Annotated in this window: 10 protein-coding genes; all 10 read right to left on the reverse strand. The window is 39.2% G+C overall.

From position 1 onward, the window contains the following. Positions 1-352: 352 nt before the first annotated feature. Positions 353-1,924 carry an arabinan endo-1,5-alpha-L-arabinosidase AbnB gene (gene abnB, locus NV377_RS07230; RefSeq protein WP_258200529.1) on the reverse strand — a complete coding sequence of 524 codons (1,572 nt, stop codon included), beginning with the start codon at positions 1,922-1,924 and terminating at the stop codon, positions 353-355. Between the two features lie 141 nt (positions 1,925-2,065). Beyond that, on the reverse strand, positions 2,066-2,389 hold the full coding sequence (locus NV377_RS07235) for a hypothetical protein (protein ID WP_258200530.1): 324 nt from the start codon (positions 2,387-2,389) through the stop codon (positions 2,066-2,068). A 79-nt stretch (positions 2,390-2,468) separates the two neighbouring features. Continuing rightward, the gene (locus NV377_RS07240) at positions 2,469-3,446 is read right to left on the reverse strand and encodes a carbohydrate ABC transporter permease (protein WP_258200531.1); all 978 of its coding nucleotides are present in this window, start codon (positions 3,444-3,446) and stop codon (positions 2,469-2,471) included. A 5-nt stretch (positions 3,447-3,451) separates the two neighbouring features. Beyond that, positions 3,452-4,321 carry a carbohydrate ABC transporter permease gene (locus tag NV377_RS07245; RefSeq protein WP_258200532.1) on the reverse strand — a complete coding sequence of 290 codons (870 nt, stop codon included), beginning with the start codon at positions 4,319-4,321 and terminating at the stop codon, positions 3,452-3,454. Between the two features lie 10 nt (positions 4,322-4,331). Then, positions 4,332-6,689 (reverse strand): DUF5696 domain-containing protein, encoded by a 2,358-nt coding sequence (locus tag NV377_RS07250; RefSeq protein WP_258200533.1) that lies wholly within the window; start codon positions 6,687-6,689, stop codon positions 4,332-4,334. Between the two features lie 12 nt (positions 6,690-6,701). After that, entirely contained in the window at positions 6,702-7,316 is a 615-nt protein-coding gene (locus NV377_RS07255; protein ID WP_258200534.1) for a Yip1 family protein, read from the reverse strand. Further along, on the reverse strand, positions 7,313-8,794 hold the full coding sequence (locus NV377_RS07260) for a hypothetical protein (RefSeq protein WP_258200535.1): 1,482 nt from the start codon (positions 8,792-8,794) through the stop codon (positions 7,313-7,315). Before NV377_RS07260 ends, NV377_RS07255 begins: the two co-directional genes overlap by 4 nt. 10 nt (positions 8,795-8,804) lie before the next feature. Continuing rightward, positions 8,805-9,671 (reverse strand): carbohydrate ABC transporter permease, encoded by an 867-nt coding sequence (locus NV377_RS07265; protein WP_258200536.1) that lies wholly within the window; start codon positions 9,669-9,671, stop codon positions 8,805-8,807. Between the two features lie 3 nt (positions 9,672-9,674). Further along, positions 9,675-10,640: a carbohydrate ABC transporter permease gene (locus NV377_RS07270; protein WP_258200537.1), complete on the reverse strand. Its 966-nt coding sequence runs from the start codon at positions 10,638-10,640 to the stop codon at positions 9,675-9,677. Then, positions 10,637-13,615 carry an extracellular solute-binding protein gene (locus NV377_RS07275; protein WP_258200538.1) on the reverse strand — a complete coding sequence of 993 codons (2,979 nt, stop codon included), beginning with the start codon at positions 13,613-13,615 and terminating at the stop codon, positions 10,637-10,639. The genes NV377_RS07270 and NV377_RS07275 overlap by 4 nt, the downstream gene beginning before the upstream one ends. Positions 13,616-13,701 lie beyond the last annotated feature (86 nt).

Genomic DNA, 13,701 nt, shown 5'->3' on the forward strand with positions numbered 1-13,701 from the left:
ATGTACAACTTACACTCTCAGTTACTACTACTTTAATGAAGAAACACTTCTCGTATTTGCTTCTCACGCTACACGTTTGTTCCATCCTTGTTAAAATGGTTAATTGTAACTAGCAAACCAGTAGTGCCAGACTCCATTCATTTTGTTAAAAAATCCTCTCTATCGTATATAGAGAGGATTTTATTTTGTAACTATTCTATATAAGAACTAATATCAGAAAAATTGGGACTACCAACGAGAAATATCCAGTTGCTGTTAGCTAACAGAAACTGGATATTTCATACAAAGTATTTACTTCTTCCAATTAAGTAAAGATCATATAATATTAGCTATCTCTTTACTTAGTATCTAACTATTCTTTTTTTGTTACTGCTGAACCCCATACAGATACGCCTTCAAGTGATAACGCACTGAATGTCATTACTTCTTGCTTTGTTAATTCATCATATTGACGTAAGAAAACTCCACGATATACTACATTATTAATAGTAAGTTCGACAGTATGCTCACCACTTAGTTTCCAACTACCTGTAACCGCTCCGGTAATGTTTCCATCTGCCGTTAACTCTATTACAACAGACTCCTTCACTTCAGCAGTTATATCGAGACCATGATTAATTAACTTAAACGCTCCTGTCACATCTTCTTGCGTGTACGTTCCGATTGTTTCCCCCGAATAACGATGAGGAGCCATAACAAACCAACCATCCTCATTCAAGAACATTTGATGAACACGGATTTCATGATGTTCACCTTGGTATAGGAAGCGCGTATGGAAAATATTAAAATACTTTTTACTGTTCTCATCATAATAAGTTGAGTTATGTCCTGGTGAGATATAACCAGCGCCAACTCCGCCACCAGATTCTCCTAGTTCACGTCGGAACATGAAATTCCCTACCATTTTAACACCATAAGGTTCAATTGCACGATCATCAAAGAATGATCCCGCTGGACCTTGAGCATCTATAAGATCTTTTCCTTCTGAATCAAGATACGGTCCATCTGGTGTTTTGGAGCGTGCAACACGCAAGTTATATCCACCTATCGCATCTAATCCACCATAGGATAAGAACATATAATAATAATCTGTTTCCGGGCTATATTGAATGTATGGACCTTCTATACGCACGTGGTTTTTACCAAGTAGCTTTTTGCCGTATCCTTGATCTGGTAACGGTAAGCCAGTTGTTGGGTCAAGCTGCATAATAAAGATACCACCGCTATACGACCCATATACCATCCACAGTAAATTATCTTTATCGAAAAATACAGCAGGATCGATAGCATTGGGATGAACTGTTGCATCATAAATTGTTCCGTCTTCACTCTTCTGTCCCCACATTCCTGATTTCAAGAACATACCAAGATCAGTAAACGGGCCTTCAGGTGAATCTGATACCGCTAAGCCAATAGCGGCACGAGGAGAATCCCCTTTGCAGACACTATAGTAGAAATAATACTTACCATCTGCTAATTGGATGACATCACCAGCCCAGAATGTATCTGTCTGACCCCATTCAAGTGCTTCTGCCATTTCTTCTTTTACATTCGGAATTAGAGGATTTCCATTTGTTACTCCAGAACCAATCAAAGACCAATTCATTAGATCTGTACTTTTAGCAGATGCAAGATGTGAACCATACACATAGAAAGTACCATCTGCAAATAACACAGAAGGATCATGTACTGAAGCATTTGTAAACATAGGACCACCTTTTTCTAAACCATCATCAACAGGATCAGTGACAACGAGTTGATCATCAGTAGTTTCTTCAACTTCTTGAGTTTGCTCATTGCTAGCCTTCTCCACCTGCTCAGTAACAGGCTCTTTATTTATATTTCCATTCGTATCTTTACTACATGCTGTCATCATAACAACAGCCGTAAGTACACTCACAGCACATATTAACGTTTTATTCATAGCTCCTCCTAAAACTTTTCATTTACTTCCTAATTAACATCTTGTAGATGAAAAGTTACATCGGAAGCATCGACCAAACTTCTCATATACTTCCTGATTAACATCATGTAGCGGAGAGTAACTTTTCACTTTATTTTCTACCTAGTCGTAGCGGAGAGAACTAATCGCTTTTTTTCCTACCTCGTCATAGCGGAGAGAACTAATCGCTTTTTTTCCTACCTCGTCATAGCGGAGAGAACTAATCGCTTTTTTCCCTAACTCGTCATAGCGGAGAGAACTAATCGCTAGTAGAAAAGCGATAGCGGTCGTTTTTGTCCTCGGATTTATACCACTATTACTATTAAAATAAATCCGAGGCCAACGGCGATTGGAACAGCGATTTGTTCTCGGAGCGATCCCCGATTGGAACAGCAATTGGTTCTCGGAGCGATCCCCGATTGGAACAGCGATTTTTTCTCGGAGCAATCTCCGATGTAAAGATCCACTTAAAATTATTCCTCGATCCCCTTCCTATAACAGGAAGATGATCGAGGAACTAAATTAGTTATTCACCTGCAATACCCGCACGCTCAACACTTTCTACAAAGTTACGTTGAACGAAAAGATATAAGATAAGAATTGGTATAATAGACAGCACTACGCCAGCCATCATCTGATTCATTACTGTTGGTGCCATACCAATTGCGCTTGACGAAACGTTTGAACCCATCTGATCCGCAGTCATCGTAGCTTGACCGTAGAAACCATTCATACGTTGCGCTAAATTATAAAATGGCGGTAGTCGCAAGTATAAACCTGGTTGGAAGTTATCATTCCAATGCCACACGATAGAGAACAGGAATACTGTAACCATCGCTGGTTTGCCTAGTGGAAACATAATTCTCCAGTACGTACGGAATGCACCCGCTCCGTCAATTCTCGCAGCCTCTTCCAATACTTTTGGAAGTTGACGATAGAATTGAATAAAGATAAGAATGAACAGCGATCCTTGTAGTCCATGTCCAAAGGCAGATGGCACAATAAATGGTAGATGCGTATTGATCCAACCAAGATCACTAAAGAACATATACAGCGGCACAACAATCGTTTGCGGCGGTACTAGGAATGTGAAAATTAACAATACAAACCATAGACCGTATAATGGGAAACGATATCGTGCAAATCCATATCCAATTAATGAACATGAAATAATTTGTAATGCAGCACTACCAAATGAAATGATAGAACTATTCATAAATCCTTGCCAATACTTCATCTCTTTAAAAGCAACTTTATAATTATGAATGTTAAATTCATGTGGAATCCAGCGAACCGTTGCATCTGCTACATCCCAACTCTGCATGAGAGATTTGGAGATCATATATAACAACGGATATAAGAATACAAACGACAAGCTAAGCAGTATAAAATAGAAGAAAATTGTTCCTAAAATATCTTTACTGCGCTTGATGGTATAAAACCTTGCAGCAGGATCTAGCTTATCGCTGATTTTCACTTTATCTGTTAACTGCGCATTCGCCATTTTGATTACCTGCCTTCCATCGAAGCTAGACTTTTTCTAAACAATAAGAACACTATACCGATCATAATGAAGATAACTACGAAATAAATCCATCCTAATGCCGAAGCATATCCATAGTTATTATCACTAAATACTCGTGTATTAATGTAGTCCATTACGCCATTATCTGCACGTGTGAATGAGCTAACCATCGTATATAATGTATTAACTAGAATCATTGGCATAATCATTGGGAATGTAATTTTCCAGAAGCTTTCCCACTTCGTTGCCCCATCCATTTTCGCAGCTTCATAAAGTGAAACCGAAATCGTCTGTAAACCCGCAAGGAAGATTAGCGTCTGTACACCTGCATCCCACATCACCATCGTTAATGAATCCGCATACGTTAATAGACTCTCTAGAATATCACCTGGAATGAAAAGTCTTAACATACTATACAAATCATAATTCATGAAGATTGGAAGATTTGCAGCACCTTGCTCCAATAGCTTTTTCAATGTGGTACCTGAAGCAATGATTACAGGCAAGAAGAATATACCACGGAATATCATCCGACCACGGAAATGACGATTTAACAATAAAGCACTCGCTATAGAGAAAATTAACACTAGTGGTACATGTGATATCATTCCTGTAAACGTGCTTTGTAATAATGGTAGAAACTCAACATCTACTGCAAATGCAGCTCGGAAATGTTGAAGCCCTACATTTTCTGCAATTAGTCCTGTTTTACTTGGTGTTAGTTTTTGGAACGAGTAGTAGATCGATTGCCCCAGTGGTACCGCCATGAAAGCAACAAACCCGACAATCCATAAGATGATGAAGGAATAGCCTTCAAATATATGCCTCATTCTCATGTTCATTTTGAATTTCATGCTATTTCCTTCACCCCTTACTCCACGTATAGTTCATACCTTCGACGCTAACTCCATCTATAGTAGTAGCATCTGAATTGTAGTTCACAATGACTTCAACACCACTAGCATACGTTGTACGGAATACGCGATCTTCTATTTGTTCATGATTGACCATTTGCTCACCAGCAATGGCATTATAAAGTGGCTCCAAATCTTTGTACTCATCAGCAACAATGCTAATCCAGTCTGCTGCGTAGGAACTGTACAATCTTGTTTCAGCTGTACGATGCAAATTACTACTTTTCTCCCCTGTTAATTCGGCAGTAGGAAGTGCTCCATACTCAATAGCTTTCAGCCATTCAACTTGTGCATCTTCACGTAAGTTAATTGGACTAGCATAATATGGAATAAGTCCGTGCAGAACTAGTTGATAGAATGGAACTGCAGTATCTGTATACGTGTATTCACTAGCATACAATGGAGCGTCATCAATACGATCAACAAGTCCGAATGTATATGCATTACCGTAATCTACCGCTGTTGAACCAACCTGTTCCTTCATTAGAGTTAGTGAATCTATCCATGCTTGAGCTGCTACAGATCGATCTGTGATTGATTCCTTATCTTCATCAGAATAGATCATTTCACCCATATATTGCATCTGAACACCATCAACACCGTAGTTCACATAATCTGATACTTGATCTTTCACATATTGATTAAGCACACGATCCGGCTTAATCAGATGGAAGCTATAACTACTGCGAGACCAGCGATCACTTGGCCAATATAATGTTAGTTCCAATAGTTCGCGATCCATACCGCGAATACCATCTTTACGTTCACTATATTTACCTGTGGACTCGAATGGTTTTACATAATTTGCACGTAAGTAAAGTGCTACATTAGCTTCTTTCGTAAAGTCAACCAATGACTCAAGTCCCTTTTTACCACCGAGCTGCTTCGCAACTTTATGAGATGGCTGGGTACCATATAACCCACCTTTAGTCCATCCATCATATGTTGCATCAATATTTGTTACTCCAGCTTGCTGCAAATCAGAAATGATTTGCTCTGCTTGCTGGAAGGTCGTCATCTTAATAAAAGTATCTCCAATGATCTCTTCCCGCTCAATACCACCAAACAATTCTAATGATAATGAAGGTTTTTGATCTGCAATTGGTGTGACTCCTTGATCCTTAATTAAGTAATCACGATACGCATTTGCCATACCAACATAGTTAGCATCTTCTGCTTCTAGTAATACAAACTCAACTTTACGATTTCCAGCAATCATTTGACCTTGGAAATACGGAATTTGTCCGGAATTACCAATGAAAATAACATCGTTTTTACGATACATAAATTCAACAGAACTGCGATACATTGGAATCGCACGAATACCAGCCGGCGTACCATTAATTTTTGCTTCATATTGCCCATCAGATACGATAGCTAGTGTACCTACCCCATTACGATATATACCGAACACTGGAAGTGCGATACTCTCACGAGGTGTATTCCTACGAGTATAAGTATCCGCTAACATATCATTCGTTTGCGATCTGAAAGTGGCATCATTTCCATAAATATATTCGGAATATCCTTTTAGATAAGTCTCATGAATAGCACGGAATTCAAGTAAAGACCCTGAACCATCAGGTAAGAATATTGCACCTTTATCCGATTCTAATGCTCCGTTCATGAAAGGTAGCGGTTCAAGACTTGTTAATCTTGCATTTCCAGTCTCTTTAATACTTTCGAATGGAATTTGTACGACAAGTCCACGATCGCTAAGTGCGTAGATCATCTGTAAAGAAATACCCTCAGCAACAAAGTTAATATCTAACACTACCTGATCATTTAGCACGGTATACGTTGTCGTTGTTGTCGCATCCTTTAAGGAATACGTTGATGTTATGTCCGAACCAACGGTATAACGAAGATGAAGTGGTGAATCGATAAATTTCTTGTTATTAGGTGGCAATGAGGAAGGCGTTTGTGGAGAGCCCAACCACTCCGTACCCGTTGCTTTATTTACTAAGCGCACATTGCCTGTTTTCTCATCAATGTATAATGTGAATTTACTATTACTTAATACCTCTTTAATGGCTGTAACTTTTGATAGTTCTTCTGCTCCATCTAGCACCGGATCTATAGAATCAACTACTGGATCAGTAGCTTCAACCGTTTCAGCTTCACTAGTAGTTTCTTCAATTACAACTTCATTATCGACTGGTTCAACAACTTCCTCGCTACTTAACTGCTCTGCATTAGCAGAAGGAGCAAAGCTACTAGCTGACGGAATTATCTGCTGACCAAGCAACATCATAACAAGTAACAATATTGAAACTAGTTTCTTCCATTGAATGGTACGTTGCTTCATAATACGCTCCTCCTATCCTCTAAGCCTTAATTCCTTAACCATATCAAGTAAGAAATTGAGGAATTGATTGGCCAAACCGAACAGCAATACACATACAAACCATAAGATAAATACTGCCACTATACTTAGAAATGCAATAAATAATGTTTTGGGTAAATCAAAGTTATGTAGCACCTTCACCTTTAAGATGAATAGCCAGATAACCCATGCATAAATGACGAAAGTGAAGAAGTTGATTATTCCTGATTCATCTAATGCAAGAATTTGAGATAATAATGTTACAGGTACGATGAACACAATGTATGGAACAAGCGCAAAAGCACTGCCATAGACGATCTCTTTGAACTTCCCTTCCCCATCGAGAATAGCACTTACTGCCCAGTGTGCTATACACCACGTTAACCAAGGAACAAGAATCCAAATAGCTTCTTGTAAAATAGAGATTTGATACGCTTCACGCGTCTCATAAGCGAAGCCAAGTGCATAGATTGAGATAATTCTAGCAATGTAAGCACAGAAAACGAGAACTACAGCTTGGCGAATGCGAATCATTCCTGGACTTTGAATATCTTCAAAGAAATCAAACGGTTTGAAAATGATTCGATGCATCATCACGAATGGATTCATATCGTCTCACCTTTCTTCCCTTGAAGAGTTACACTTACTTGTGACTTTTCCTTCACCTTACGTGATACCCAGCGAAGTAAGCGAGGGATGAATATTCTTAAAGCAATCAACAAAATAACGAGCGAGATTGCAATAACAGTGAAATTCTCTTTAATGAATTCCTTACGATATTCCTTGAAAGCTAATGAATAATCATATCTAGCACTAGCCAGCTCGAAATATTCCATTGCTTCTTTATATCGCTCAGCTTTGTAAAGTGCTTTACCAATCGCTTGGTATGCCATCTCATAGTTACTGTTCAGACGAATAACTTCCTGCCACATCGTTTTTGCTTCTTCATATCTACCTTCAACATGTAATGTAGAAGCTTGTTGAACAAGCTGGGCGAATGGTGTTTTACGGAACACTTCGATACTGTTGCGACCACGATCGACAACATAAATATCTCCATCGCTTGTTTGAGCAAGATCAGAAGGTGTTGTAAACAAGCCACGTTGTTCACCTATTCCACCGAATGCGAACAAGAAATTACCTAATTTATCATATTGGAATACTTTACTAGTCTGAAGATCTAGTGCTGTGATGATTCCTGTCTTATCAACGGAAATACCGATGAATGAAGGCATTGAAAACGGCCCTGAACTATAGAAATCACCATACTCACGCTCGATCCCAATATTAAGCGTATCTACTCCGACAGGAGACAATCGTTTCAACTGATTCGCTGCTTCACCAAGTGTCGTCGTATACATAAATCCTTCATCGTCAATATCAAGATTTGAGAATTCCGCTGGACGAAGCGTTACTTGCTTAGCTTGTTGAGATTCTGTTGCAAGTAAGCGAAGTAATACTCTTGACCAGCTGAACCCAACATGGTTTGCCCCATAAAATCCTTTGAACTGACCGTTAGGATCTAGTTGTATTAACCCTTGTGTATTACCATCACTGACAACATACATATAGTCACGTTTATCAAGAATGATTTTTGATGGTGAATAAGAGAATGTTGAGCCGATAAGTGGACTTACTGGCTTAAGAAACTCTTTTTCAAATTGACCATCTTTATTAAAGATAACAATACGTCCATTTGCAGTATCAGCAACATAGATTGTACCGTCTTCTTTCACATAGACACCTTTCGGTTCCCCTAACTTACCAGGACCTTCCTTGTCACCTATCGTTCTTATATATTGATGATTACTATTAAGATGAACAATGCGGTTTTTACCAGCATCCGCTACATAGATATCTCCATCTGAAGTGATGTGTAATGATTCCAGGCGTTCAAATGCTCCAGATTCTAGATCAAGTCCAGTAATTGACTCTTCATATACAAAGCCTGCTATAGAACGAATATCGTTACCTTGTGAATTAATTGTATAACTATCATAAGGTGTTGACGCACTGGCAGTCGAAGACAATAAGGACATGGCTAGCATCGTCAGCACTATGATTCGTAAGCTTTTCCAACTTTTCATAGCTGTCCTCCTATTCCTTCAACCCTGAATGCGCCATTGTCTGCAATACCATTCGTTGTGTTGTAATAAATACAATTAAAGTTGGAATAATCATCAAGAAACTCGCTGCCGCAAACGTACCAACTCTAGCAACAACCCCTGCTCCACCTTGAATCGTTTGAATGGCAAGCGGTAATGATTTCATGTTCTCACTTGTCGTATATACCATCGCTGGGTATGGATCGTTCCAAGCAGAGATAAAACTGAACAATGCAAATGTTGATATAGCTGGTTTCAGCATTGGCATAACAATTACCCAGAAAATCTTCCATTCTGAAGCTCCATCCATTCTTGATGCTTCTAGCAATGCATCAGGAATTTGTCGAAGGAATTGAACCATAAGGAACATTCCTATTGGAGCTGCCAAGTAAGGTAGAATTAAAGCGAAATACGTATTCATTAGTCCTGATTTACTCATGATCAAATATTGCGGAATTTGCAATACGATGGGCGAGAACATCAAGGAAGCTACAATCATATCAAAGAAAAACTTTTTGCCCACCATATCATGTTTGGCAAGTGGATAAGCGGCAAGTGCGGAAATAATAACACCGCCACCAACAATACCTCCAGTAACAATCAAGCTATTTAGAATGAATCTGATAAATGGAACGCTAGATGTTCCCGTAACTAACAATAGATCACGAAAGTTAGTTAGCGTCGGATTCATTACGAAAAATCTTGGTGGAAATAAGAACAATTCACTAATTGGCTTCAAAGCGGTTGAAGCCAAATATACTAATGGCAATAACATAATAAGTCCTAATACTGTAAGGAAGCTATAGAGTATTATGCCACCCCAGTCTATTCTTCTGCTCATAGCTTGAATGCGTGACACTCATTAATCCCTCCCTAGTATGTTGAAGATAAGTCTGTTCAGTCCCATCATTAATAGGAATAAAACAACCGCGATAGCTGATGCGTAACCCATCTCGAACCTAATAAATGCGTAGTCGAATAAATGTGTAAGAATAGTATGCCCTGCATACAATGGGCTCGGTAAACCTACCAACTGTATACTTACGTCAAATACTTGGAGAGAAGCAACAACTTGCATTACCGCACCGAACAATAATTGTGGTTTTACAGATGGTATCGTAATATACCATAATTGCTGCCAACGATTTCGAATACCATCGATACCGCCTGCTTCATAAAGATCCTTAGGTACGTTTTGCAAACCAGCAAGAAAGGCTAAGAAACCTACTCCCATACTCATCCAAAGTGACACGATGATAATGACAGGTACAATCGACCTTACATCTTGTAGAAACAGAAACGGTTCATCGAAAATGCCTAGATTAATTAACCAGTTATTCAGTAATCCTTTGCGATCCCCTGCAAAAAGGTAAAGCCATACAACGGACATAGCTGTACCACTCGCAATAGATGGAGCATAGAAACATAAGGTATAGAAAAAGCGGTATTTCGTCGGAATCTGACTTATAAGCCAAGCGAGTAGAAACGCCATGATGTAACCAATTGGCCCGGTTATTACTGCAAATTTCAACGTTATTCCTACTGCTTGCATGAAGATATCATCCTCAACAAACAGTAGTTTATAATTGGAGAAACCAATAAATTTCGGCGATTCTAATATATTGTAGTATGAGAAGCTCAAAGCTACCGAAATAATAATAGGTACAACGATAAACATCGTGAATAATAGTAGAAACGGTGTCATGAACAGTAGAGATACTTTACTACGTTTCACATCTCCCCAGAATAGCTGAAGCTTTTTCTTAAAGCGGGATTCAGAACTAACAGCGATTGTGCTACTATGTGTTGTTGTCTTTTCAGTTATCATTCTGTTGTTCCTCCTTCGCTAGCTAGATCAAGTCCAAATTCTTCACGCTTCTTAGATAGCTCTTTATCAATTTCTTTCACACCATCTTCAACGGATTCACGAACGATGCGTCCACTAAGTACAATTTCATTCCACATATTAGCGATGTAACGTGTTGTATAGTATCCGCCTAGAACAACTTCACGTTCACGGAACCACTCCCACTGTTCAAGAATCGCTTCAATATCTTGGGCTTGCCATGGCAATCGTTGCAAAGCTTCGACGTTAGCTGTATTCCAACGTGCTTCAACACCAAGTAATGCTTCAAGCTCAGAACCAAATCGTTCTTGTGCATCTGCACTCGTCCACCATTTCAAGAACTCCCAAGCTTCTGCTTGACGGTCAGAACTCTTGAAGATAATTCCCGTTTGTGCAAGACCACCTGTAGATCGATTAATTTCACCATTTTCCTGCTTGATACCAGGCATTGGCTTCATTCCCCACCAACCTGTTAACTCAGGAGCAGCTGTAGACAATAGAATATATGTGGAGTAATCTGCTACTCCAATCGGCATTTCACCTGAACGGAAGCGGTTATAGAAATCGGCTTGCTTCTCAATTTTGTAGTTTGTGAAAAGACCAGTCCACATCTTCATTGCCTTCAATGCTTCAGGTGAATCTAATGCAGACTTACTGCCACTCTCAACATAGAAATCTCCACCATTTTGGAATAAGAATGGAGCGAATTCATTAATAGCTTGTTTCGTATCATTAATAGCATGTGGATAGAAGAAATCCATACCGTTCTGTTGAAGGATAGGAATAAGTTCCATCACATCATCCCAAGTTTCTGGCATTTCATCTTCTGAATAACCAAGCTCTGCCATAATATCTTTACGATAGAACAGCATAAAGAAATTTTGATTTTCAGGTAAAGCGAAGTTACCACCATCGTATTTATAAGGAATTAGAGCACCAGGTCTGAACCGGGCTGCAACTTCCTCATAATCGTCGAAGGAACCAAGATCAACTAATGCATTACGAACCGCAAAGTCAATTGGAACTTCTCCCTCAACACCAAGCGCAACGTCTGGTGCAAGACCAGATGTATTAGCTAACATTAATAGCTGCATTTGGTTTGCTGGAATAACATTCACATTGATCTTAATGCCACTTTCAGGTGTGAAATCTTCATCAATCATCTGTTTGATAATATCAGCCCAATCACGACCACGAGCGATCCATACATCTAATACTTCCTCATCCTTGTCATAAACTGTACCAACACCACCATAGTTATTAGTGAACGTAAGTGCTAGATCACTAATACTAGTTCCAACACGTACTATAATTGGTGCAGCAGGGCGAGGCCACTCTTGATCTGGTGATTTCACGATAAGGTAGTCTAGCAATAAGCTCTGTTTACTTAGATTATTAACCCAAAGTCCAAGAGCAGATTGCAATTCACGGAACTGTAATAGTCTAGCAGGAATTGAACGTGTATCTTTGGACATATCTACTAGTACGCCTCTTGCTTCATATAAAGTACTTAACTCCGAGCTACCTTCTTCTACGCCGAATAAAGTTAATAGTGTAATGGCATCCTCAATATTCCAAGCCATTGTCTCTAGACGTTCAATAATGTTCGGAATATTTCGCTCGAGCTTCCAATCCGCATTCGGATCGGGGTTAGTACCTGTTACTCGAATGACTTCGCGAGTAAGTAATGACATCTTCTGAGAAGTATCACTTACAAGCTCAAGTACTTCACCAAGATCGCCCACTTGAACTTCCATACGAATGGTGTTTGTTCCCTTTTCAAGATAGAATAAATAGTCTTCTTCATTCGATTGACTTAAATTACTAATTTGCCATTCTTGTTTATATGGGAAAGGAACCGAATTCATCTCTTTGAATGGTAATTCACCATTAATATAAACTTTACGTTGTACTGGAAATCCGTTAAGGAACCATTGTCCAAAGCGTGCTCCTATATTGTATAAACCGCTCTCAGGAACTTCAATTTCCCATTCTGCCCATTGACCACCATCACGCCAGCTCAATCCTCCAAAACTGTTAAGGACTTTCGAGCTACTACTAAATGGTTCCGTATCAGGCTCACGGTCTTCTATTCGTTTTAAAGTTGGATCTGATCTTAGCGTCGATAATTCGGCTTGGAACTTCAAGTTAATCCCTGTCGTTTCTTTATAGCCATTGTTAGCATAAGTTTCAGATACCTCTGCATAGTTAGGCACTGTTTTGGGTGCATAAATATGTAACTGCCCAATGGCACCAGGCTCACGGATTGCTTCAATCCGAATCGTATGTGTACCTTTGCTTAGGAAGAAACGGAAGCCTTCTGCTACCTTTGCTTCAGCATCGATGAAATCACGATACTGCCATCCGAATACCTCTTCACGCTTCGGATTGTACTCATTATCTTGGTTGTCATACCATGGATCTCCATACTCCTGCCACATACGTTGGAATTCCACTTGTTTTGCTTGATAGAATGGATATCCTCCATCTACTTGAATACTTCTTACTAAACCTGAACGTTTACCTTCAAGTGCATAATAATCCATCCCAATCTGATAGAAACCATCAGACGGTATAGATACTTCATACTCTACCCAGCTCTTTTCATCTTGCAGGGCAACAACACTTCCAAATTGACCATCTAAATTCTGTTCAATGCTGGTTCCTTCTGCACTAATGGAACTGTAATCAGTAGAAGGAATTGTAATATGTAGATCTGATACATCTGAGAATCCTTGACCAACGTAGCTATAATAGTATTTATAATAGGATTGCTCTAACAAATTAGATGAGTTTTCATCTTCTAACAATGTATCTTCATTTATATCCGCATGGCGTGTTACATCGTCCATAACATTTTGATCAAAACTTCTATTGTTAGCCCACCACAATGCAACTAACGTCAAAACAACTAATATCAATATAGTTCCTGTGTATTTTCTCAGAAATCTTACCAAGCGGTGTCCCCCCAATCATAATCACGTATCTTTTCTCGGTTAAATAGCCCGAATCAAGTCGGGGCGACTTGATTCGGATTACATTA

The organism is Paenibacillus endoradicis (assembly GCF_024721975.1).